The following is a 19,080-nucleotide window of genomic DNA, read 5'->3' on the forward strand; positions in this document are numbered from 1 at the left end:
CCGGCCGCGTCGAGCGTGGCGTGGTGAACGTGGGCGACGAACTGGAGATCGTGGGCATCAAGGACACGCAGAAGACGACCTGCACGGGCGTCGAGATGTTCCGCAAGCTCTTGGACCGCGGTGAGGCGGGCGACAACATCGGCGCGCTGCTGCGCGGCATCGACCGTGACGCTGTGGAGCGTGGCCAGGTGCTGTGCAAGCCCGGTTCGGTGAAGCCGCACACGAAGTTCGAGGCCGAGGCCTACATCCTGACCAAGGAAGAGGGTGGTCGTCACACGCCGTTCTTCGCCAACTACCGCCCGCAGTTCTACTTCCGCACGACGGACGTGACCGGCACGGTTGAGCTGCCCGAGGGCACCGAGATGGTGATGCCCGGCGACAACCTGAAGTTCACGGTCGAGCTGATCGCTCCGATCGCCATGGAAGACGGCCTGCGCTTCGCCATCCGCGAAGGCGGCCGCACCGTCGGCGCAGGCGTGGTGTCGAAAATCATCGAGTGATCGGCAACGATCCTCTTGCAATCGGGAAGGCCGCGGGATAGCTCGCGGCCTTCCCCACTCGCCACGAGGGCGGGGAAAACGAAACCGGTTCGACGAGGGGTCGGCCCATATCGGGGCGCCCTCCTCTCAACTGAAAGGAAAAAGACATGGCGATTGCCAGCCAGAACATCCGGATCCGCCTCAAGGCGTTCGACTACCGGGTTCTCGATGCCTCCACCGCGGAGATCGTGAACACCGCGAAGCGCACGGGCGCGCAGGTCCGCGGGCCGATCCCGCTGCCCAACAAGATCGAGAAGTTCACGGTTCTCCGTGGCCCCCACATCGACAAGAAGTCGCGCGACCAGTGGGAGATCCGCACCCACAAGCGCCTGCTCGACATCGTCGATCCGACCCCGCAGACGGTGGACGCGCTGATGAAGCTCGACCTCGCCGCCGGCGTGGATGTCGAGATCAAGGTGTAAGGGAGGGCTGATCAATGTTGCGCTCTGGTATCATAGCGAAGAAGCTGGGCATGACCCGGCTGTTCATGGAAGACGGTCGGCAGATCCCTGTCACCGTGCTTCAGCTCGACAAGCTGCAGGTCGTGGCCCAGCGGACCGCGGACAAGGACGGCTACTCGGCCGTTCAGCTCGGCGCAGGCACCGCCAAGGTCAAGCGCGTCACCGCGCCGATGCGCGGCCATTTCGCCAAGGCCTCGGTCGAACCCAAGCGGAAGCTCGTCGAGTTCCGCGTCGACCCCGAGAACCTGCTGAACGTCGGTGAGGAAATCGTCGCCGACCATTATTTCGAGGGTCAGTTCGTAGACGTGACGGGCACCTCGATCGGCAAGGGCTTCGCCGGTGCCATGAAGCGGCACAACTTCGGCGGTCTGCGCGCCTCGCACGGTGTGTCGATCAGCCACCGTTCGCACGGCTCCACCGGTCAGTGTCAGGACCCGGGCCGCGTGTTCAAGGGCAAGAAGATGGCCGGCCACATGGGTGCCGCACGGGTGACCACGCAGAATCTGCAGGTCGTCCGCACGGACAGCGACCGTGGCCTGATCATGATCAAGGGTGCCGTCCCCGGCTCCAAGGGTGGTTGGGTGACCGTCAAGGATGCGGTCAAAAAGCCCTTCCCCGAGAACGCGATCCTGCCCGCGGCGCTGAAATCCGCCGCCGCGCAAGACGCAGCCGCAACCGAGGCACCTGCCGAGGACGCCGAGAAGAAGGACGGTGAGGCATGAAAATCGACGTGATCAACCTGGACGGCGGCAACGCCGGCTCGATCGATCTGGGCGAAGACATCTTCGGCCTGGAACCGCGTGCCGACATCCTGCACCGCGTGGTCCGCTGGCAGCGCAACAAGGCGCAGCAGGGCACCCACAAGGTCAAGACCCGCTCGGAAACCAGCTACTCGACCAAGAAGATCTACAAGCAGAAGGGCACCGGCGGCGCACGCCACGGCGACCGCAACGCGCCGATCTTCCGCAAGGGTGGCGTCTACAAGGGTCCGACGCCCCGCAGCCACGCCCATGACCTGCCGAAGAAATTTCGCAAGCTGGGCCTGAAGCACGCGCTGTCGGCCAAGGCCGCCGAGGGCAACCTCGTCGTGATCGAAGCCGCAGCTCTCGACGCGCCCAAGACCAGTGCACTGGCCAAGCAGGTGAAGAACCTCGGCTGGAAGCGCGCGCTGATCATCGACGGCGCCACCGTGGACGAGAACTTCGCCATGGCCGCACGCAACATCGAAGGTCTCGATGTGCTGCCGTCGATGGGCGCAAACGTCTACGATATCCTCAAGCGGGACACCCTGGTGATCACCAAGGCCGGTCTCGAAGCACTGGAGGCCCGCCTGCAATGACCGCGACCGCCGCACATTACGACGTGATCCGCAAGCCGATCATCACCGAGAAATCCACCATGGCCTCCGAGAATGGCGCCGTGGTCTTCGAAGTGGCGATCGACGCGAACAAGCCGCAGATCAAGCAAGCCGTCGAGGAACTCTTCGGCGTCAAGGTGAAGGCCGTGAACACGACCATCACCAAGGGCAAGCAGAAGCGCTTCCGGGGCCAGCTCGGCCGCCGGAAGGACGTGAAAAAGGCCTACGTGACCCTCGAAGAGGGCAACACCATTGACGTGTCGACCGGTCTCTAATAGATCGCGGCATCCGCACGGCCCCGGCACCATCCGGGGCCGTCGTTTTTGAAATCCAAACCGGGGACCTTCGGGGCCCTTCAACATCAGGGCTTGCGCGTCGCTGACACGCAGGTCCGCCAAGCAAACGGAAGACAGAAAGCATGGCACTCAAGTCGTACAAGCCGACGACGCCGGGCCAGCGCGGGCTGGTGCTGATCGACCGTTCGGAGCTTTGGAAAGGTCGCCCCGTCAAGGCCCTCACCGAGGGTCTGACGAAGTCGGGTGGCCGGAACAATACCGGACGGATCACGGCATTCCGCCGCGGCGGTGGCGCAAAGCGTCTCTATCGCATCGTCGATTTCAAGCGCAGGAAGTTCGATGTCGACGGCATCGTCGTGCGGATCGAATACGACCCCAACCGCACCGCCTTCATCGCGCTGATCCAGTACAATGACGGCGAGCAGGCCTATATCCTCGCGCCGCAGCGCCTGGGTATCGGTGACAAGATCGTGGCCTCGGCCAAGGCCGACATCAAGCCCGGTAACGCGATGCCCTTCTCGGGCATGCCGATCGGCACGATCGTCCACAACATCGAACTCAAGCCCGGCAAGGGCGGCCAGATCGCACGCGCCGCGGGCACCTACGCCCAGTTCGTCGGTCGTGACGGCGGCTACGCGCAGATCCGCCTGTCCTCGGGCGAGCTTCGCCTCGTGCGGCAGGAGTGCATGGCGACGGTTGGCGCGGTCTCGAACCCCGACAACTCGAACCAGAACCTCGGCAAGGCCGGTCGCGTCCGTCACATGGGCAAGCGTCCGAGCGTCCGCGGTGTCGCCATGAACCCGATCGACCACCCGCATGGTGGTGGTGAGGGTCGCACCTCGGGTGGCCGTACGCCGGTCACGCCCTGGGGCAAGGACACCAAGGGCCGTCGGACCCGGAACAAGAACAAGGCGTCGCAGAAGCTGATCATCCGCTCGCGTCACGCCAAGAAGAAAGGACGCTGATCCATGTCGCGTTCCGTCTGGAAAGGTCCTTTTGTCGACAGCTATGTCCTCAAGAAGGCCGAGAAAGCCCGCGAGTCGGGCCGCAACGAGGTCATCAAGATCTGGTCGCGCCGCTCCACCATCCTTCCCCAGTTCGTGGGCCTCACCTTCGGGGTCTACAATGGTCAGAAGCATGTTCCGGTGAACGTCACCGAGGACATGATCGGCCAGAAGTTCGGGGAATATTCGCCGACGCGCACCTATTACGGTCACGCGGCCGACAAGAAAGCCAAGAGGAAGTAAGCCATGGGCAAGGATAAGAATCCCCGCCGCGTGGCGGACAACGAGGCGATGGCCAAGCTGCGCATGCTGAAGACCAGCCCGCAGAAGCTGAACCTGGTCGCCGGCCTGATCCGCGGCAAGAAGGTCGAAAAGGCGCTGAGCGACCTGACCTTCTCGAAGAAGCGGATCGCGCAGGACGTGAAGAAGTGTCTTCAGTCCGCCATCGCCAATGCCGAGAACAACCACGGCCTCGACGTCGACGAACTGGTCGTCGCCGAAGCCTGGGTCGGCAAGAACCTGGTGATGAAGCGTGGGCGTCCGCGCGCCCGTGGCCGTTTCGGCCGCATCCAGAAGCCGTTTTCTGAGCTGACCATCAAGGTTCGCCAGGTCGAGGAGACTGCCTGATGGGACATAAAGTAAACCCGATCGGCATGCGTCTTCAGGTCAACCGCACCTGGGACAGCCGCTGGTATGCCGACACCAAGGACTACGGCAACCTCCTGCTCGAGGATCTCAAGATCCGCGAGTTCATCGAGGAGGAGTGCAAGCAGGCCGGCGTCTCGAAGGTCATCATCGAGCGTCCGCACCGCAAGTGCCGCGTGACCATCCACACCGCGCGTCCGGGCGTGATCATCGGCAAGAAGGGCGCCGATATCGAAACCCTGCGCAAGAAGCTGGCGGCGATGACCGACAGCGAGCTGCACCTGAACATCGTCGAGGTCCGCAAGCCGGAACTGGACGCGCAGCTCGTCGGCGAGTCCATCGCCCAGCAGCTCGAGCGCCGGGTGTCGTTCCGTCGCGCCATGAAGCGTGCCGTGCAGAACGCCATGCGCATGGGTGCCCTCGGCATCCGGGTCAACGTCGCGGGCCGCCTCGGCGGCGCCGAGATCGCCCGGACCGAATGGTACCGCGAGGGCCGCGTTCCGCTGCACACGCTGCGGGCCGACATCGACTACGCCCATGCCGAGGCTTCCACGCCCTACGGCATCATCGGCATCAAGGTCTGGATCTTCAAAGGCGAAATCATGGAGCACGATCCGTCGGCTCGTGACCGTCGCCATGCGGAGCTTCAGGAAGGCGGGGCCCCGCGCCCGCGCCGCGACCGCTGAGGAGTTTGAGAGATGCTGCAACCAAAGCGCACCAAGTTCCGCAAGATGCACAAGGGCCGCATCAGCGGCGAGTCGAAGGGCGGGTCTGACCTGAACTTCGGCACCTTCGGCCTCAAGGCGCTCCAGCCCGAACGCGTCACCGCGCGTCAGATCGAAGCCGCCCGCCGGGCCATGACGCGTCACATGAAGCGTCAGGGCCGGGTCTGGATCCGGATCTTCCCCGACACCCCGGTGACCTCCAAGCCCGTCGAAGTGCGTATGGGTAAGGGCAAGGGTTCGGTCGATTACTGGGCCTGCAAGGTCAAGCCGGGCCGGATCATGTTCGAGATCGACGGCGTCAGCGAACAGATCGCCCGTGAGGCCCTGCGCCTTGCTGCGATGAAGCTGCCGATCAAGACCCGCACCGTGATGCGCGAAGACTGGTAATCGCGCGCCCCGAGCGACGACGACATCGAAGCCCCGCCGCTCTGGCGGGGCTTCTTTTTTGCCGGGGTCCATGGAACGGAGGCCGCCATGCGCATCGCTATTCTCGGGAACGCCGGCAGTGGCAAATCCACCTTGGCCAAGCGCCTTGCCGAGGCGCATGGCCTGCCCCTGCACGAGGTGGACCGGCTGCAATGGAACGCCGACTGGACGCTGGTCGCAGCTGCCACCTACCGCGCGGCGCATGACGCGGTGATCGCGGGGGAACGATGGATCATGGACGGCCCCGGCCGCCTGGACGGTCTGGCCGAACGCCTCGACCGCGCGACCCATGTCATCTTTTGCGACATCCCGCTGTGGCAGAATTACTGGCTGATGGCCGAGCGTCAGGCGGCCTGGAGCAGGGGGGAGCTGGAGCTGCGCCCCGGCGGCCATGACACGCCGCCCTCCACGCGCGATCTTTTCGAGTTCGTCTGGACGATCGACCGCGACTACATGCCGAAATGGCGTGCGCTGGTCGATGCCTGTGCCGAGGATACGACCGTCCTGCGCGTCACCGACGTGGCCGAGCTTGCCGAGCTCCGCCTCGACGGAAGCCGCGGCTGAACCGCGTCACCCTGCGGGCCAAATCCGCGCCATGCCCCCTTCGAAGGCCTGCCAGCTCATCGTCGCCCGGTTGCCCGCCTGCCCCTCGTAATGGGACCGACCGTTCGGTAAAGGCAGCCCCGCCCAGATCCGTGCGAGCCGCGCCATGAAGCTGCGCCGGTCAAGCGTGCCGTCCCGAAAGGCGGTCAGGCCGGCCTCCTCCAGCAAGATGAGGGCGAGGGCATCCTGAACCTCGGGCGTGAACCGCGTGCCGGGGCTGAACCCCGCCTCCGCCGCGACGCGGCGCAGGGTAGGGGGGATGAACTGGTATCGCCCGATGGCATGGGGCTGCCCCGGTGTCGCCGCGATCCACTGGTGGATCTCGCCCAGCGTCATCGCCGTGGGCGCACGCGGCGGCGGGATGCGCGCACCATGCTGGACGGCATCATGACCCGCCGCGCCCGCCTCGGCCCTTGCGATCAGCTCGAGCAGCTGCGCCACCTCGCCTTGCGGCGCGCGCAAGGGAACCGGGCCATCGGACAGCGGCGGCGCGCGTGCAAGGAAATGCGCACCGTCTGAAAAGAGCGATGCCGAAGACCCACGCGCCACCCCGACGGAGCGCGTCATGAGCGGCTCCGCGCCGCCCGCCAGCGGCCGAACCTCGGCCAGCAGGGGGGCGCCAAGCGCCAGCCAAAGAAAAACCCCCAAGATCATCCGTCCCGGCATCCGCGGCCCATCCTTTCACCGCGTCGGGCCTAACGTCGAAAGGTTTCCAAACCATTGCCGTTGCGGCGGATCGCGCGCGGCCCTAGAACCGCGCCATGGCCAACATCCGCTCTCTCTTCGTCACCCGCCTCTACCACGCGAAACTCGCGGAACTCGGCCCCCCCGTGGATGCCGAGGAACTGCACGCCTCGTGTTTTTCCATCGCCGAGGATGACGAGGCCGGGCAGGACTGGTGCGAGGAACACGGCTATCCCGGCTACACCTCCTATGCCTCGCTGACCGATCTGCCCTGGCGCTTCCCGATCTTCGAGGGGCTGGTCAAGGCGCTCGACGCCCATGTCGCGGCCTTCGCCGAGGACCTCGAGTTCGACCTCGAGGGCCGCAAGCTTGTGCTGGAGGACATCTGGATCAACATCCTGCCCGAGGGCGGCATCCACACCAGCCACATCCACCCCCATTCCGTGATTTCCGGCACGACCTACGTGCAGGTGCCGCCCGGCGCGCGGTCGATCAAGCTGGAAGATCCGCGCCACGCGATGATGATGGCCGCCCCCAACCGTCGCAAGGACGCGCGCGAGGAGCTGCGCGCCTTCATCTACCCCGGCCCGCAGGACGGCGACGTGCTGCTGTGGGAGTCGTGGCTGCGCCACGAGGTGCCCATGAACATGGACGAGGAAGACCGGGTGAGCGTGAGCTTCAACTACCGGTGGGAGTGAGGGGCGCGGCCTTCACCCCCTGTTAACCATGTCCTGCGAAACATGCCGCCATCCCGCGTGTTGCGATGGACGGGCATGGGCGTTTATTGTAGTTACAGAAAGTGAAGGTCACCTTCGACCCCGACAAGCGGGCGCGGACGCTGGCCGTGCGCGGTCTGGACATGGCCGATGCGGCCAAGGTCTTCGAAGGGCTGCATCCGACGTTCGAGGACCGACGGCATGACTACGGCGAAGACCGATGGGTGACATTCGGATATCTCGCCGGGCGGCTTGTGGCCTTCGCATGGACACCGCGCGCGGATGGCGTCCGCATCATCAGTTTGAGGAAAGCCAATGAGCGGGAGGAAAAACGATATGGTGCCCGGCTTCGCTGAAGGGCAGGGTCGTTTCGACCGCGCAAGCGCGCCGGATGACGATCTGCCGGACATGTCGACGCCCTATTGGCAGGAGATCATCGCCAAGACCCCCGTCCAATCCGGTCGCCCCAAGGCGTTGAACCCCAAGCTGCAGGTGACGCTCAGGCTGGACGCGGACGTGGTGGAGGCCTTCAAGGCCGAAGGGCGGGGCTGGCAGACGCGGATCAACGCGGCGCTCAGGAAGGCGGTGGGCCTCTGACCCGGGGCCTTTTGTGCTTGCCATCCCGGCCAAAAGCGCCTATCCGCGCCCTCTATTCACCGACCTCCACGGGAATCGGCGTGACTCTGCGCGCAGGGGCGTCCCCGTGATGTTGAAAGGACCAAGGCGATGAACGCCAGCGAACTTCGTGAGAAGACGCCGGATCAGCTGCGTGATCAGCTGACCCAGCTCAAGAAGGAGGCCTTCAACCTCCGCTTCCAGCAGGCCACCGGCCAGCTGGATAACACCGCGCGCATGCGCACCGTCAAGCGCGACACCGCGCGCGTGCTGACGATCCTCAACGAAAAGGCGGCGCAGGCCGCGTCGGAGGCGTAAGAAATGCCCAAGCGTATCCTGCAAGGCACCGTCACTTCGGACGCCAACGCACAGACCGTGACCATCTCGGTCGAGCGTCGCTTCAAGCACCCGGTTCTGCAAAAGACGATCCGGAAGTCCAAGAAGTACCGCGCGCATGACGAGAACAACGAATACAAGGTCGGCGAGACCGTCCGTATTCAGGAATGTGCGCCCAAGTCCAAATCCAAGCGCTGGGAGGTGATCGAGCGCGTCTGACGCGCCCTGTCACACCCCGGTTTGATCGAAACCCCCGGACCCATGTGCCACCGCGCCGGTCCGGGACGTCGGGAGAAACCAAATGATCCAGATGCAGACCAATCTGGATGTTGCTGACAATTCGGGTGCCCGGAAAGTTCAGTGCATCAAGGTCCTGGGTGGCTCCAAGCGGAAATACGCCTCGGTCGGCGACATCATCGTGGTGTCGGTGAAAGAGGCAATTCCGCGTGGCCGCGTGAAGAAGGGTGACGTCCGCAAGGCCGTCGTCGTGCGCACCGCCAAGGAAGTGCGCCGCGAAGATGGCACCGCCATCCGCTTCGACCGCAACGCCGCCGTCATCCTCAACAACAACAACGAGCCGGTCGGCACCCGTATCTTCGGGCCGGTCGTTCGTGAGCTGCGCGCGAAGAACTTCATGAAGATCATCTCGCTCGCGCCGGAGGTGCTGTAATGGCTGCCAAGCTCAAGAAAGGCGACAAGGTCGTCGTGCTGGCCGGCAAGGACAAGGGCAAGCAGGGTGAGATCACCCGCGTCATGCCCGCGGACGGCAAGGCCATCGTCGACGGCGTGAACATCGCCATCCGCCACACCAAGCAGAGCCAGTCGAGCCAGGGCGGCCGCATCCCGCAGGCGATGCCGATCGCGATCTCGAACCTCGCGCTGCTGGATGCAAACGGCAAACCCACCCGCGTCGGCTTCAAGATCGAAGACGGCAAGAAGGTGCGTGTCGCCAAGACCACGGGGGACGTGATCGATGCTTGATACCGCCACTTACACCCCGCGCCTCAAGTCGCTCTACCGCGAGACGATCAAGCCCGCGCTCAAGGAAGAGTTCGGCTACAAGAACGACATGCAGATCCCGCGTCTGGAAAAGATCGTTCTGAACATCGGCTGCGGCGCTGAATCGGTCCGCGACTCGAAGAAGGCCAAGGCCGCCGTCGAGGATCTGACCGCCATCGCCGGCCAGCAGGCCGTGGCCACCATGGCCAAGAAGTCGATCGCAGGCTTCCGCGTCCGCGAAGGCATGACGCTCGGCGCCAAGGTCACGCTCCGCGGCGACCGCATGTATGACTTCCTCGACCGTCTGATCACGGTTGCGATGCCTCGCATCCGCGACTTCCGTGGCGTGAAACCGGCCTTCGACGGCCGCGGCAACTTCGCCATGGGCGTCAAGGAGCACATCGTGTTCCCCGAGATCAATTTCGACAAGGTCGACGAGGTCTGGGGGCTCGACATCATCATGGTGACCAACGCGGCCACCGATGCCGAGGCGAAGTCGCTTCTGAAGCACTTCAACATGCCCTTCAACGCCTGACGCGAGAGGAGAGAGACACATGGCAAAAGTTTCCATGGTGCAACGCGAACTCAAGCGTCAGAAGCTGGTGGCCCAATACGCCGCCAAGCGTGCCGCGCTGAAAGAGATCGCAACCGATGAATCGAAGCCGATGGAAGAGCGCTTCAAGGCCCGCCTGAAACTGGCGAAGCTGCCGCGCAATTCTTCCCCCACCCGGCTTCACAACCGCTGCCAGCTCACCGGGCGCCCCAAGGCGTATTACCGCAAGCTGAAGATGTCGCGGATCATGCTGCGTGACCTGGCCTCGAAGGGCCAGATCCCCGGCATGGTCAAGTCGAGCTGGTAAGGAGAGCGTCCGATGAATGATCCTATCGGCGATATGCTGACCCGCATCCGCAATGCGCAGATGCGTGGCAAGTCCACGGTCGAGACCCCCGCCTCCAAGCAGCGCGCCCGCGTTCTGGATGTGCTGGCCGACGAGGGCTATATCCGCGGCTACGAGGCCACCACCGGCAAGAACGGCCACCCGGCCTTCGAGATCAGCCTGAAGTACTACGAAGGCGTTCCGGTGATCCGTGAGCTCAAGCGCGTCTCCAAGCCCGGCCGCCGCGTCTATCTCGGCGTCGACAACATTCCGCAGGTCCGCCAGGGCCTGGGTGTCTCCATCGTCTCCACGTCCAAGGGCGTGATGACCGATGCGACCGCCCGGGCGCACAACGTTGGCGGCGAAGTGCTCTGCACCGTCTTCTGAGGAGTTTGGCAATGTCTCGTATTGGAAAGCGACCGGTCGAGCTGCCGTCGGGGGTTTCGGCCTCCGTCTCCGGGCAGACGGTCGAGATCAAGGGCCCCAAGGGTGCCCGCAGCTTCACCGCAACCGACGATGTCACCGTCACCGTCGAGGATAACGCCGTGTCGGTCACGCCGCGCGGCAAGTCCAAGCGGGCGCGCCAGCAGTGGGGCATGTCCCGCACGATGGTGCAGAACCTGGTGACCGGCGTCACCGACGGTTTCAAGAAAGAGCTCGAGATCCAGGGTGTGGGTTACCGCGCCAACGCTCAGGGCAACGTTCTGAAACTGTCGCTTGGCTACAGCCACGACGTCGATTTCGAGATCCCGGCGGGCGTCACCGTCACCACGCCCAAGAACACCGAAGTGGTGATCGAGGGCACCGACCAGCAGCTGGTCGGCCAGGTGGCTGCGAACATCCGCGAGTGGCGCGCGCCCGAGCCCTACAAGGGCAAGGGCATCCGCTACAAGGGTGAGTATATCTTCCGCAAGGAAGGCAAGAAGAAGTAAGGGCTGGCACAATGGCACTGAGCAAAAGAGAGCTGTTCCAGAAGCGCCGCCTGCGCAACCGGAACCAACTGCGGAAGATGGCCAACGGGCGTCCGCGCCTGACGGTCCATCGCTCCAACAAGAACATCAGCGTCCAGCTGATCGACGACGCGAACGGGGTCACTCTGGCCTCCGCCTCGACGCTCGAGAAGGACCTGGGTCTTGTCGGCAAGAACAACGTGGAGGCCGCCGCAAAGGTGGGCGCCGCGATTGCCGAGCGCGCCAAGAAGGCAGGCATCGCCGATGTCTACTTCGACCGGGGTGGTTACCTGTTCCACGGTCGCGTCAAGGCGCTGGCCGATGCAGCCCGCGAAGGCGGTCTGAACTTCTGACGCGGCGGGTGGGGTTCACCCACCCTGCGCCAGAGCGCCCGTCGGGTGGGTGAAACCCGCCTTGCGGCACCGACATGCGCAGGCGGCCTTCGGGCCGCCTCGATGACCGGGGAACCCCTGGTTCACCGCGGTTGACCAAGAAACGGCGCTTCGCGGCGCCAGCAGATCGAAGGACATGCCACATGGCAGAACGTGAACAAAGAGACCGGGGCCGGGGCCGTCGCCGCGAAGAGCGCGAGGAAACCCCCGAATTCGCCGACCGCCTGGTGGCGATCAACCGGGTCTCCAAGACCGTGAAGGGCGGCAAGCGCTTCGGCTTCGCGGCCCTCGTGGTCGTCGGCGACCAGCGCGGCCGCGTCGGCTTCGGCAAGGGCAAGGCCAAGGAGGTCCCCGAGGCGATCCGCAAGGCGACCGAGCAGGCCAAGCGCCAGCTCATCCGCGTCCCCCTGAAAGAGGGCCGCACCCTGCACCACGACATCCGCGGCCACCATGGCGCGGGCAAGGTCGTGATGCGCACCGCACCGGAAGGCACCGGGATCATCGCCGGTGGTCCGATGCGCGCCGTGTTCGAGATGCTCGGCATCAAGGACGTGGTCGCCAAGTCGACCGGGTCGCAGAACCCGTACAACATGATCCGCGCCACGCTCGACGGCCTGCGCAACGAGACCTCGCCCCGCCAGGTCGCCGCGCGCCGTGGCAAGAAGGTGGCCGACATCCTGCCCAAGCGCGATGACGCGCCGCAGGACTCGTCGCAGATCGCCGAGGAGGCCTGATCCATGGCAAAGACCATCGTCGTCAAGCAGATCGGAAGCCCGATCCGTCGCCCCGAGATCCAGCGCAAGACGCTGATCGGCCTCGGCCTGAACAAGATGCACAAGACCCGTGAACTCGAGGATACCCCCTCGGTCCGCGGCATGATCAACAAGATCCCGCATCTGGTGGAAATCGTCGAAGAGCGCGGCTGACGCGCGGCGGGCCTTGGCCCGCATCGACCACCCCGACACACGCGCACGCCCCGGACCCGTCCGGGGCGTGTCGCTTTTGGCGGCATCCCTGGTGGCCGCGGCACGCGCCGCGGGCTGAAACCGTTTCATCCCGATGCCATTCGTGGGTAGCCTGTCGACGATGCGCAAGGCCCGGTTTGGCTCCGATGTGCGCCGTCAGGGGGAAATTTGGCTTTCTGGGATTACCTCGGCTCCGGCCCGGTCGCGGCGCTTGTCTATCTCGCCTTTGCCTTCAAGCTGCTGGGGTTCACCGCCCGCGACGAACTGAAGTGGCGTGGCCTGATGCTGACCGCCAGCCTGCTGTACCTCGCCTATTACTACCTCGTCGCCGAGCCCCCGCTCTGGGATGCGATCGTGACCAACGGGCTGCTTGCCGCGGTCAATCTCGGGATGATCGCCATCGTGCTGGCCGAACGTTCCGCGGTGTTTCTCTCGACTGCGCAGCGCCTCATCTACCCGCACTTCGACCGCCTCACGCCCGGACAGTTCCGGTCCCTGATGCGGCTGGCCAACCTGCAACAGGCCATGGCCGACACCCGCCTGACCACCGAGGGCGCGCCGGTCGCCCATCTGCATTTCGTCCAAGAGGGGCAGACCATCATCCGCAAGGGCGATCATGTCGTGACCCTCAGCCGCACCGGTTTCGTGGGTGAACTCGCGTTCCTCACCGGCGCGCCCGCGACCGCGACCGTGACGCTCGCGCCCGGCGCGCGCTTTCTCACGTGGCAGACCGAAGACCTCAAGCGCCTCATCACACGCAGGCCGGCCCTTGCAAATGCGCTCATGGCGCAGCTCAACATCGACCTTGCGATCAAGGTGGCCACCTCGCACCCGATAGCGCAGGAACCGGCGACCGACCCTTGCGGTGCGCCCGCAACGCCGGTATAGGCACGCGGTGGTCCGCCGTCTCGGCGGGCCCCGAACATCATCGTCAGGCCGCGTCTGCCCATCTCGCTTCGGGGGCAGTTCCGGCAAAGGAGAAGCGACATGAAACTGCATGAACTGCGCGACAACCCCGGTGCCGCGAAGAAATCCAAGCGCGTGGGCCGTGGCCCCGGCTCGGGCAAGGGCAAGATGGCCGGCCGTGGTATCAAGGGCCAGAAATCGCGCTCGGGCGTTGCGATCAACGCCTATGAGGGCGGCCAGATGCCGCTCTACCAGCGTCTTCCCAAGCGCGGCTTCAACAAGCCGAACCGCAAGGAATTCGCGGTGGTGAACCTGGGCCTGATCCAGAAATTCGTCGAAGCCGGTAAGCTCGACGCCTCCGCCGAGATCACCGAGGACGCGCTGGTTGCATCCGGCCTCGTGCGCCGCAAGCTCGATGGCGTGCGCGTGCTGGCCAAGGGCGATGTTGCCGCCAAGCTGAACATCACCGTGACCGGCGCGTCGAAAGCGGCCGTCGAGGCGGTCGAAAAGGCCGGCGGGTCGCTCAAGACGGCACAGGCTGCCGCGGCGGAATGAGACAGACCGGGGGGCTGCGGCCCCCCGTCGCTTGTGGGCGGTGACGGCACCGCCTACATATCACGTCAGGAATTGCGCGCCGCTGGATCGCTCGAACGGTCCCGCGGCGCATCGCGCATGAGAGAGGCGGCATGGCATCAGCAGCGGAGCAAATGGCCGCGAACATGAGCTGGGGCGCGTTCGGTAAAGCCACCGAACTGCGTCAACGGATCTGGTTCACCCTCGGTCTTCTGATCATCTACCGCATCGGCACCTATATCCCCGTGCCCGGCATCGACGGCGTCGAATTGCGCGCCTTCTTCGATCAGGCGGCGGCGGGCCTTGGCGGCGTGCTCAACATGTTCACCGGCGGCGCGCTCTCGCGCATGGGCGTCTTCGCCCTCGGGATCATGCCCTACATTTCGGCCTCGATCATCGTGCAGCTCATGTCGGCCATGGTGCCCGCGCTCGAGCAGCTGAAGAAAGAGGGTGAACAGGGCCGCAAGAAGCTCAACCAGTATACCCGCTACGGCACCGTGGTTCTGGCCACCGCGCAGGCCTACGGCCTTGCGGTCAGCATGGAATCGGGCGGCCTCGCCTCCGATCCCGGCTGGTTCTTCCGCGCGGCTTGCGTCATCACGCTGGTCGGCGGCACCATGTTCCTGATGTGGCTGGGCGAGCAGATCACCCAGCGCGGCATCGGCAACGGCATCTCGCTGATCATCTTCGTCGGCATCATCGCGGAAATCCCCGCGGCGCTGGCGCAGTTCTTCGAATCGGGCCGCTCCGGCGCGCTGACCACGCCCGCGATCCTCGGCGTCATCGCCATGCTGATCGGCACGCTGTTCTTCGTCGTGTTCATGGAGCGCAGCCTGCGCAAGATCCATATCCAATATCCGCGCCGCCAGGTGGGGATGAAGGTCTATGACGGCGGCTCCAGCCACCTGCCGGTCAAGGTGAACCCGGCGGGCGTGATCCCCGCGATCTTCGCCTCGTCGCTCCTGCTGCTGCCGACCACGCTCACGACCTTCTCGGGCGGCGAAAGCTCCGGCCCGGTGATGGGCTGGATCCTGGCCAATTTCGGCCCCGGCCAGCCGCTCTACCTGCTGTTCTTCGCCTCGATGATCGTCTTCTTCACGTATTTCTATACGCTGAACGTGTCCTTCAAGACGGATGACGTCGCCGACAACCTGAAGAACCAGAACGGTTTCATCCCCGGCATCCGGCCCGGCAAGAAGACCTCCGAGTATCTCGAATACGTGGTCAACCGCATCCTCGTGCTCGGCTCGGCCTATCTCGCCTTCGTCTGCCTGATGCCCGAGATGGTGCGCACCCAGCTGGCGATCACCGCATACTTCGGCGGCACCTCGATCCTGATCATCGTGTCGGTCGGCATGGACACCGTCCAGCAGATCCAGAGCCACCTTCTCGCCCACCAGTACGAGGGCCTGATCGAGAAGTCGCAGCTGCGCGGCCGCGGCTCCAAGTCGGGCGCGCGCAAACCCCGCAAGGCCCCGTCCCGGAGATGAGCGTGAACATAATCCTTCTCGGCCCGCCCGGCGCGGGCAAGGGCACCCAGGCCGCCCGCCTCGTCGAGGCGCGTGGCATGGTCCAGCTCTCCACCGGCGACATGCTGCGTGAGGCGCAGGCCTCGGGCACCGAAATGGGCAAGATCGTCGCCGAGGTCATGGCCAAGGGCCAGCTCGTCACCGACGAGATCGTCATCGGCCTGATCCGCGAGAAACTCGCGCAGGGCGGCTCCGGCTTCATCTTCGACGGCTTCCCCCGCACGCTGGCGCAGGCCGACGCGCTGGCCGCCCTGATGGAGGAAACGGGTCAGTCGCTTCACGCCGCCATCGAGCTGCAGGTGAACGACGAGATCCTCGTCGACCGCATCGTCGGCCGCGCCGAACAGGCCCGCGCCGCGGGGCAACCCGTGCGCGCCGACGACAACGCCGAAAGCCTCAAGACCCGGCTCATGGCCTATTACAAGCAGACCTCGCCGCTGATCGGCTACTACCACGCCAAGGGCCTGCTCCGCGGTGTGGACGGGCTGGCCGACATCGACACGGTCGAAGCCCAGATCGCCGCGATCCTCGATTGATCGGCGCATCGGCGATTTTGCTTGACAGCCGGGGCGGTCGCCCTTGACGCCCCGGTGAATTCGGCCTAAACGGCGGCTTCCCTCGTGGAATCATGACGGGCGCAGTGGGTTTTTCTGCTTGCCCTTCGACCTGAAATCCGGGTCCTTCGGCCAGACCGGCCAAGGGCCCTTGTTGTGAAAAAAGGGCCTGGCGCTACGGGCTCGCAACGATAAGGACAAGATCACCTTGGCACGTATCGCAGGGGTCAACATCCCCACCGCCAAGCGCGTTCCGATCGCGCTCACCTATATCACCGGCATCGGCCACACCTCCGCCAAGCAGATCTGCGACGCCGTCGGCATCGACCAGACCCGCCGCGTCAACGAGCTGTCGGATGCCGAAGTGCTCCAGATCCGCGAGCATATCGACGCCAACTTCACCGTCGAGGGTGACCTGCGCCGCGAGACGCAGATGAACATCAAGCGCCTGATGGACCTCGGCTGCTACCGCGGCCTGCGTCATCGTCGCAACCTGCCCGTGCGCGGCCAGCGCACCCACACCAACGCACGCACGCGCAAGGGCCCCGCAAAGGCCATCGCCGGCAAGAAGAAGTAAGGGAGGGCTGGTTCAATGGCACGCGATCGTCGTCCCGCCAAGCGCAAGGTTTCCAAGAACATCGCCGCCGGCGTTGCTCATGTGAACTCCTCGTTCAACAACACCAAGATCCTGATCTCCGACGTGCAGGGCAACGCGATCTCCTGGTCGTCCGCCGGCACGATGGGTTTCAAGGGCAGCCGCAAGTCGACCCCCTTCGCCGCCCAGATGGCCGCCGAAGACGCCGGCAAGAAGGCACAGGAACACGGCGTCAAGACCCTCGAGGTCGAGGTGCAGGGCCCCGGCTCCGGCCGCGAGTCCGCGCTGCGCGCGCTGGCCGCCTGCGGCTTTCAGATCACGTCGATCCGCGACGTGACGCCGATTGCCCACAACGGCTGCCGTCCGCCCAAGCGCCGCCGCGTTTGAGGCTTAACGGTTTACTCCGGCGGGCCCGTGCGATGCGCGGGGCCCGCCGACGTCATTTGATCCTCGAGCGTGGCCGGGATGGATCCCCCCGCCACAAGAATGGAGGCGACGCATGATCCACAAGAATTGGCAAGAGCTGATCAAACCGACCCAACTGGTCGTTCAGCCCGGCACCGACCCCGCCAAGAAGGCGACGGTCGTGGCAGAGCCGCTCGAGCGCGGCTTCGGCCTGACGCTCGGCAACGCGCTGCGCCGCGTGCTGATGTCCTCGCTCCAGGGCGCGGCCATCACCTCGGTCCAGATCGACGGCGTGCTGCACGAGTTCTCCAGCGTCGCCGGTGTGCGTGAAGACGTGACCGACATCGTCCTGAACCTCAAGGGCGTCGCCATCCGCATGGAGGCCGACGGCCCCAAGCGCGTGTCGATCTCGGCCAAGGGCCCCAAGGTCGTCACCGCCGGTGACATCTCGGAAAGCGCGGGCATCGAGGTTCTGAACAAGGATCACGTGATCTGCCACCTCGACGACGGCGCCGATCTCTACATGGAGCTGACCGTCAACACCGGGAAGGGCTACGTCTCGGCCGACAAGAACCGCCCCGAGGATGCGCCCATCGGCCTGATGCCGATCGACGCGATCTACTCGCCGGTCAAGAAGGTCGCCTACGACGTGCAACCGACCCGCGAGGGGCAGGTGCTCGACTACGACAAACTGACGCTCAAGCTGGAAACCGACGGCTCGGTCACCCCCGATGACGCCGTGGCCTATGCCGCGCGCATCCTGCAGGACCAGCTGTCGATCTTCGTCAACTTCGACGAGCCCGAAAGCGCCAGCCGCCAGGACGACGACGACGACCTCGAGTTCAACCCGCTTCTGCTCAAGAAGGTGGACGAGCTGGAACTGTCGGTGCGGTCTGCCAACTGCCTGAAGAACGACAACATCGTCTACATCGGCGACCTGATCCAGAAGACCGAGGCGGAAATGCTCCGCACGCCGAACTTCGGGCGCAAGTCGCTGAACGAGATCAAGGAAGTGCTCTCGGGCATGGGCCTGCATCTCGGCATGGACATCGTGGATTGGCCGCCGGACAACATCGAGGACCTGGCCAAGAAATACGAAGACAACTTCTGACGGGGTAGGCCGGGCCTCTCGCCCGGCACGCTTCGCACGACCCGGGCAATTCCGCCCCAACAAGGAGGGTTCCGCAACGCACGGAGCCCGGACAAAGCATCAAACGGAGACAGACCAATGCGTCACGCAAGCGGTTACCGCAAACTCAACCGGACCCATGAACACCGCAAGGCGATGTTCGCCAACATGGCCGGTTCGCTGATCGAACACGAACAGATCAAGACGACCCTGCCCAAGGCGAAAGACCTGCGCCGGATCGTCGAAAAGCTGATCACGCTCGCCAAGCGCGGCGACCTGCACGCCCGCCGCCAGGCCGCGGCGCAGCTCAAGCAGGACATGCATGTCGCCAAGCTGTTCGAGGTTCTCGGCCCCCGCTACGCCGAGCGTCAGGGCGGCTATGTCCGCGTCCTGAAGGCCGGTTTCCGTTACGGTGACATGGCGCCCATGGCGATCATCGAATTCGTGGACCGCGACGTCGACGCCAAGGGCGCCGCGGACCGCGCCCGCCTCGAGGCCGAGGACGCCGCCGAGGAGTGATCCGCGCCCCGACCCTTGCCCGGGTCGGTCGCAGGACCACGCAGACAGTCAACGCCCCAGCCACGCGGCCGGGGCGTTTCCTTTTTCTGGCCATGGCTCAGGGCGTGTCGGTGGTGTCCGCCGGACGTGCCGCCGTCGGCACCGGCGCGGCCCGACGCAACACGGGCGGAACCGACACGGGCCCTTGGCCCATGTATTCCAGCAGATCCTTGCGCGCCGATGAGTGGAACCTCATGAGACGCGCAAAAAGATCCGGATCGATCCTTTCGTCCATTCGTC

General features: G+C 65.1%; 35 protein-coding genes. 33 read left to right on the plus strand and 2 right to left on the minus strand.

Features of this window, described 5'->3' with window-relative positions; translation table 11 throughout:
- The 11 genes from QQK83_RS12635 to QQK83_RS12685 form a co-directional block, all read left to right on the plus strand.
- A partial coding sequence (locus QQK83_RS12635) for an EF-Tu C-terminal domain-related protein (protein WP_284264748.1) occupies window positions 1–500 on the plus strand: 500 nt, incomplete at its 5' end.
- A 152-nt stretch (window positions 501–652) separates the two neighbouring features.
- Entirely contained in the window at window positions 653–961 is a 309-nt protein-coding gene (gene rpsJ, locus QQK83_RS12640) for a 30S ribosomal protein S10 (RefSeq protein ID WP_109670966.1), read from the plus strand.
- Between the two features lie 14 nt (window positions 962–975).
- Window positions 976–1,722 (plus strand): 50S ribosomal protein L3, encoded by a 747-nt coding sequence (gene rplC, locus QQK83_RS12645; protein ID WP_284264750.1) that lies wholly within the window; start codon window positions 976–978, stop codon window positions 1,720–1,722.
- Window positions 1,719–2,339, plus strand: a complete 621-nt coding sequence (gene rplD / locus QQK83_RS12650; RefSeq protein ID WP_284264752.1) for a 50S ribosomal protein L4 — start codon at window positions 1,719–1,721, stop codon at window positions 2,337–2,339. Before rplC ends, rplD begins: the two co-directional genes overlap by 4 nt.
- Window positions 2,336–2,632 carry a 50S ribosomal protein L23 gene (locus QQK83_RS12655; RefSeq protein WP_284264754.1) on the plus strand — a complete coding sequence of 99 codons (297 nt, stop codon included), beginning with the start codon at window positions 2,336–2,338 and terminating at the stop codon, window positions 2,630–2,632. The genes rplD and QQK83_RS12655 overlap by 4 nt, the downstream gene beginning before the upstream one ends.
- A 143-nt stretch (window positions 2,633–2,775) precedes the next feature.
- Window positions 2,776–3,618, plus strand: coding sequence for a 50S ribosomal protein L2 (gene rplB, locus QQK83_RS12660; RefSeq protein WP_284264755.1), 843 nt, complete (start codon window positions 2,776–2,778; stop codon window positions 3,616–3,618).
- Between the two features lie 3 nt (window positions 3,619–3,621).
- On the plus strand, window positions 3,622–3,900 hold the full coding sequence (rpsS, locus tag QQK83_RS12665; protein ID WP_277826010.1) for a 30S ribosomal protein S19: 279 nt from the start codon (window positions 3,622–3,624) through the stop codon (window positions 3,898–3,900).
- A 3-nt stretch (window positions 3,901–3,903) separates the two neighbouring features.
- On the plus strand, window positions 3,904–4,284 hold the full coding sequence (gene rplV / locus QQK83_RS12670) for a 50S ribosomal protein L22 (protein WP_284264756.1): 381 nt from the start codon (window positions 3,904–3,906) through the stop codon (window positions 4,282–4,284).
- Window positions 4,284–4,988 (plus strand): 30S ribosomal protein S3, encoded by a 705-nt coding sequence (rpsC, locus tag QQK83_RS12675; RefSeq protein ID WP_284264758.1) that lies wholly within the window; start codon window positions 4,284–4,286, stop codon window positions 4,986–4,988. Before rplV ends, rpsC begins: the two co-directional genes overlap by 1 nt.
- Before the next feature lie 12 nt (window positions 4,989–5,000).
- The gene (gene rplP / locus QQK83_RS12680) at window positions 5,001–5,414 is read left to right on the plus strand and encodes a 50S ribosomal protein L16 (protein ID WP_284264759.1); all 414 of its coding nucleotides are present in this window, start codon (window positions 5,001–5,003) and stop codon (window positions 5,412–5,414) included.
- 87 nt (window positions 5,415–5,501) lie between these two features.
- A complete protein-coding gene (locus tag QQK83_RS12685) occupies window positions 5,502–6,017 on the plus strand; it encodes a P-loop NTPase family protein (protein ID WP_284264761.1) in 516 nt (171 codons plus the stop codon).
- 6 nt (window positions 6,018–6,023) lie between these two features.
- On the opposite strand, the gene QQK83_RS12690 is transcribed toward QQK83_RS12685, so the two are convergent.
- Complete coding sequence (locus QQK83_RS12690) at window positions 6,024–6,710, minus strand: lysozyme family protein (RefSeq protein ID WP_284264763.1); 687 nt, start codon at window positions 6,708–6,710, stop codon at window positions 6,024–6,026.
- A 107-nt stretch (window positions 6,711–6,817) separates the two neighbouring features.
- On the opposite strand from QQK83_RS12690, the gene QQK83_RS12695 reads away from it, so the two are divergent.
- The 22 genes from QQK83_RS12695 (at window position 6,818) to rplQ (ending at window position 18,801) form a co-directional block, all read left to right on the plus strand.
- Complete coding sequence (locus tag QQK83_RS12695; protein WP_284264765.1) at window positions 6,818–7,438, plus strand: TIGR02466 family protein; 621 nt, start codon at window positions 6,818–6,820, stop codon at window positions 7,436–7,438.
- 101 nt (window positions 7,439–7,539) lie between these two features.
- Window positions 7,540–7,812: a BrnT family toxin gene (locus QQK83_RS12700; RefSeq protein ID WP_284264767.1), complete on the plus strand. Its 273-nt coding sequence runs from the start codon at window positions 7,540–7,542 to the stop codon at window positions 7,810–7,812.
- Complete coding sequence (locus QQK83_RS12705) at window positions 7,796–8,053, plus strand: BrnA antitoxin family protein (RefSeq protein WP_284264768.1); 258 nt, start codon at window positions 7,796–7,798, stop codon at window positions 8,051–8,053. The genes QQK83_RS12700 and QQK83_RS12705 overlap by 17 nt, the downstream gene beginning before the upstream one ends.
- A 129-nt stretch (window positions 8,054–8,182) precedes the next feature.
- The gene (gene rpmC, locus QQK83_RS12710) at window positions 8,183–8,389 is read left to right on the plus strand and encodes a 50S ribosomal protein L29 (RefSeq protein WP_284264770.1); all 207 of its coding nucleotides are present in this window, start codon (window positions 8,183–8,185) and stop codon (window positions 8,387–8,389) included.
- 3 nt (window positions 8,390–8,392) lie between these two features.
- On the plus strand, window positions 8,393–8,626 hold the full coding sequence (rpsQ, locus tag QQK83_RS12715) for a 30S ribosomal protein S17 (RefSeq protein WP_284264773.1): 234 nt from the start codon (window positions 8,393–8,395) through the stop codon (window positions 8,624–8,626).
- 82 nt (window positions 8,627–8,708) lie between these two features.
- Window positions 8,709–9,077, plus strand: coding sequence for a 50S ribosomal protein L14 (rplN, locus tag QQK83_RS12720; protein ID WP_088650278.1), 369 nt, complete (start codon window positions 8,709–8,711; stop codon window positions 9,075–9,077).
- Window positions 9,077–9,388, plus strand: a complete 312-nt coding sequence (rplX, locus tag QQK83_RS12725; protein ID WP_284264778.1) for a 50S ribosomal protein L24 — start codon at window positions 9,077–9,079, stop codon at window positions 9,386–9,388. Before rplN ends, rplX begins: the two co-directional genes overlap by 1 nt.
- Entirely contained in the window at window positions 9,381–9,941 is a 561-nt protein-coding gene (rplE, locus tag QQK83_RS12730; RefSeq protein ID WP_284264780.1) for a 50S ribosomal protein L5, read from the plus strand. Before rplX ends, rplE begins: the two co-directional genes overlap by 8 nt.
- A gap of 19 nt (window positions 9,942–9,960) precedes the next feature.
- Window positions 9,961–10,266: a 30S ribosomal protein S14 gene (gene rpsN / locus QQK83_RS12735; protein ID WP_284264781.1), complete on the plus strand. Its 306-nt coding sequence runs from the start codon at window positions 9,961–9,963 to the stop codon at window positions 10,264–10,266.
- 12 nt (window positions 10,267–10,278) lie between these two features.
- Complete coding sequence (rpsH, locus tag QQK83_RS12740) at window positions 10,279–10,671, plus strand: 30S ribosomal protein S8 (RefSeq protein WP_284264782.1); 393 nt, start codon at window positions 10,279–10,281, stop codon at window positions 10,669–10,671.
- Window positions 10,672–10,682: 11 nt separating this feature from the next.
- Entirely contained in the window at window positions 10,683–11,216 is a 534-nt protein-coding gene (gene rplF, locus QQK83_RS12745; protein WP_284264783.1) for a 50S ribosomal protein L6, read from the plus strand.
- A gap of 11 nt (window positions 11,217–11,227) precedes the next feature.
- Window positions 11,228–11,587: a 50S ribosomal protein L18 gene (gene rplR, locus QQK83_RS12750; RefSeq protein WP_284264785.1), complete on the plus strand. Its 360-nt coding sequence runs from the start codon at window positions 11,228–11,230 to the stop codon at window positions 11,585–11,587.
- Window positions 11,588–11,769: 182 nt separating this feature from the next.
- Window positions 11,770–12,360, plus strand: coding sequence for a 30S ribosomal protein S5 (gene rpsE, locus QQK83_RS12755; RefSeq protein WP_284264787.1), 591 nt, complete (start codon window positions 11,770–11,772; stop codon window positions 12,358–12,360).
- Window positions 12,361–12,363: 3 nt separating this feature from the next.
- Window positions 12,364–12,552 (plus strand): 50S ribosomal protein L30, encoded by a 189-nt coding sequence (gene rpmD, locus QQK83_RS12760; RefSeq protein WP_025311786.1) that lies wholly within the window; start codon window positions 12,364–12,366, stop codon window positions 12,550–12,552.
- A 207-nt stretch (window positions 12,553–12,759) separates the two neighbouring features.
- On the plus strand, window positions 12,760–13,479 hold the full coding sequence (locus QQK83_RS12765) for a cyclic nucleotide-binding domain-containing protein (protein WP_284264795.1): 720 nt from the start codon (window positions 12,760–12,762) through the stop codon (window positions 13,477–13,479).
- 99 nt (window positions 13,480–13,578) lie between these two features.
- Window positions 13,579–14,052 (plus strand): 50S ribosomal protein L15, encoded by a 474-nt coding sequence (gene rplO, locus QQK83_RS12770; RefSeq protein ID WP_284264797.1) that lies wholly within the window; start codon window positions 13,579–13,581, stop codon window positions 14,050–14,052.
- A gap of 131 nt (window positions 14,053–14,183) precedes the next feature.
- The gene (gene secY / locus QQK83_RS12775) at window positions 14,184–15,560 is read left to right on the plus strand and encodes a preprotein translocase subunit SecY (protein ID WP_284264799.1); all 1,377 of its coding nucleotides are present in this window, start codon (window positions 14,184–14,186) and stop codon (window positions 15,558–15,560) included.
- A gap of 2 nt (window positions 15,561–15,562) precedes the next feature.
- Window positions 15,563–16,135 carry an adenylate kinase gene (locus tag QQK83_RS12780; protein WP_284264840.1) on the plus strand — a complete coding sequence of 191 codons (573 nt, stop codon included), beginning with the start codon at window positions 15,563–15,565 and terminating at the stop codon, window positions 16,133–16,135.
- A 226-nt stretch (window positions 16,136–16,361) separates the two neighbouring features.
- A complete protein-coding gene (gene rpsM / locus QQK83_RS12785) occupies window positions 16,362–16,730 on the plus strand; it encodes a 30S ribosomal protein S13 (RefSeq protein WP_284264800.1) in 369 nt (122 codons plus the stop codon).
- 15 nt (window positions 16,731–16,745) lie between these two features.
- Window positions 16,746–17,135 (plus strand): 30S ribosomal protein S11, encoded by a 390-nt coding sequence (gene rpsK, locus QQK83_RS12790; RefSeq protein WP_284264801.1) that lies wholly within the window; start codon window positions 16,746–16,748, stop codon window positions 17,133–17,135.
- A 112-nt stretch (window positions 17,136–17,247) separates the two neighbouring features.
- Window positions 17,248–18,264, plus strand: coding sequence for a DNA-directed RNA polymerase subunit alpha (locus tag QQK83_RS12795; protein ID WP_284264802.1), 1,017 nt, complete (start codon window positions 17,248–17,250; stop codon window positions 18,262–18,264).
- Window positions 18,265–18,381: 117 nt separating this feature from the next.
- Window positions 18,382–18,801 (plus strand): 50S ribosomal protein L17, encoded by a 420-nt coding sequence (gene rplQ, locus QQK83_RS12800; RefSeq protein ID WP_284264803.1) that lies wholly within the window; start codon window positions 18,382–18,384, stop codon window positions 18,799–18,801.
- A 97-nt stretch (window positions 18,802–18,898) separates the two neighbouring features.
- Here the strand turns inward: rplQ and QQK83_RS12805 are convergent, their stop codons facing one another.
- A complete protein-coding gene (locus QQK83_RS12805) occupies window positions 18,899–19,036 on the minus strand; it encodes a hypothetical protein (protein WP_284264804.1) in 138 nt (45 codons plus the stop codon).
- Window positions 19,037–19,080: the final 44 nt, after the last annotated feature.

The organism is Roseicyclus amphidinii, from assembly GCF_030163755.1.
GTDB lineage: Bacteria > Pseudomonadota > Alphaproteobacteria > Rhodobacterales > Rhodobacteraceae > Roseicyclus > Roseicyclus amphidinii.

Bases quoted from the DNA above. Each gene is read 5' to 3' on its own strand.
- rplC (WP_284264750.1), top strand. From the start codon at position 976: ATGTTGCGCTCTGGTATCATAGCGAAGAAGCTGGGCATGACCCGGCTG.
- rplD (WP_284264752.1), top strand. From the start codon at position 1,719: ATGAAAATCGACGTGATCAACCTGGACGGCGGCAACGCCGGCTCGATC.
- QQK83_RS12655 (WP_284264754.1), top strand. From the start codon at position 2,336: ATGACCGCGACCGCCGCACATTACGACGTGATCCGCAAGCCGATCATC.
- rplB (WP_284264755.1), top strand. From the start codon at position 2,776: ATGGCACTCAAGTCGTACAAGCCGACGACGCCGGGCCAGCGCGGGCTG.
- rpsS (WP_277826010.1), top strand. From the start codon at position 3,622: ATGTCGCGTTCCGTCTGGAAAGGTCCTTTTGTCGACAGCTATGTCCTC.
- rplV (WP_284264756.1), top strand. From the start codon at position 3,904: ATGGGCAAGGATAAGAATCCCCGCCGCGTGGCGGACAACGAGGCGATG.
- rpsC (WP_284264758.1), top strand. From the start codon at position 4,284: ATGGGACATAAAGTAAACCCGATCGGCATGCGTCTTCAGGTCAACCGC.
- rplP (WP_284264759.1), top strand. From the start codon at position 5,001: ATGCTGCAACCAAAGCGCACCAAGTTCCGCAAGATGCACAAGGGCCGC.
- QQK83_RS12685 (WP_284264761.1), top strand. From the start codon at position 5,502: ATGCGCATCGCTATTCTCGGGAACGCCGGCAGTGGCAAATCCACCTTG.
- QQK83_RS12690 (WP_284264763.1), bottom strand. From the start codon at position 6,710: ATGATCTTGGGGGTTTTTCTTTGGCTGGCGCTTGGCGCCCCCCTGCTG.
- QQK83_RS12695 (WP_284264765.1), top strand. From the start codon at position 6,818: ATGGCCAACATCCGCTCTCTCTTCGTCACCCGCCTCTACCACGCGAAA.
- rpmC (WP_284264770.1), top strand. From the start codon at position 8,183: ATGAACGCCAGCGAACTTCGTGAGAAGACGCCGGATCAGCTGCGTGAT.
- rpsQ (WP_284264773.1), top strand. From the start codon at position 8,393: ATGCCCAAGCGTATCCTGCAAGGCACCGTCACTTCGGACGCCAACGCA.
- rplN (WP_088650278.1), top strand. From the start codon at position 8,709: ATGATCCAGATGCAGACCAATCTGGATGTTGCTGACAATTCGGGTGCC.
- rplX (WP_284264778.1), top strand. From the start codon at position 9,077: ATGGCTGCCAAGCTCAAGAAAGGCGACAAGGTCGTCGTGCTGGCCGGC.
- rplE (WP_284264780.1), top strand. From the start codon at position 9,381: ATGCTTGATACCGCCACTTACACCCCGCGCCTCAAGTCGCTCTACCGC.
- rpsN (WP_284264781.1), top strand. From the start codon at position 9,961: ATGGCAAAAGTTTCCATGGTGCAACGCGAACTCAAGCGTCAGAAGCTG.
- rpsH (WP_284264782.1), top strand. From the start codon at position 10,279: ATGAATGATCCTATCGGCGATATGCTGACCCGCATCCGCAATGCGCAG.
- rplF (WP_284264783.1), top strand. From the start codon at position 10,683: ATGTCTCGTATTGGAAAGCGACCGGTCGAGCTGCCGTCGGGGGTTTCG.
- rplR (WP_284264785.1), top strand. From the start codon at position 11,228: ATGGCACTGAGCAAAAGAGAGCTGTTCCAGAAGCGCCGCCTGCGCAAC.
- rpsE (WP_284264787.1), top strand. From the start codon at position 11,770: ATGGCAGAACGTGAACAAAGAGACCGGGGCCGGGGCCGTCGCCGCGAA.
- rpmD (WP_025311786.1), top strand. From the start codon at position 12,364: ATGGCAAAGACCATCGTCGTCAAGCAGATCGGAAGCCCGATCCGTCGC.
- rplO (WP_284264797.1), top strand. From the start codon at position 13,579: ATGAAACTGCATGAACTGCGCGACAACCCCGGTGCCGCGAAGAAATCC.
- secY (WP_284264799.1), top strand. From the start codon at position 14,184: ATGGCATCAGCAGCGGAGCAAATGGCCGCGAACATGAGCTGGGGCGCG.
- rpsK (WP_284264801.1), top strand. From the start codon at position 16,746: ATGGCACGCGATCGTCGTCCCGCCAAGCGCAAGGTTTCCAAGAACATC.
- QQK83_RS12795 (WP_284264802.1), top strand. From the start codon at position 17,248: ATGATCCACAAGAATTGGCAAGAGCTGATCAAACCGACCCAACTGGTC.
- rplQ (WP_284264803.1), top strand. From the start codon at position 18,382: ATGCGTCACGCAAGCGGTTACCGCAAACTCAACCGGACCCATGAACAC.
- QQK83_RS12805 (WP_284264804.1), bottom strand. From the start codon at position 19,036: ATGAGGTTCCACTCATCGGCGCGCAAGGATCTGCTGGAATACATGGGC.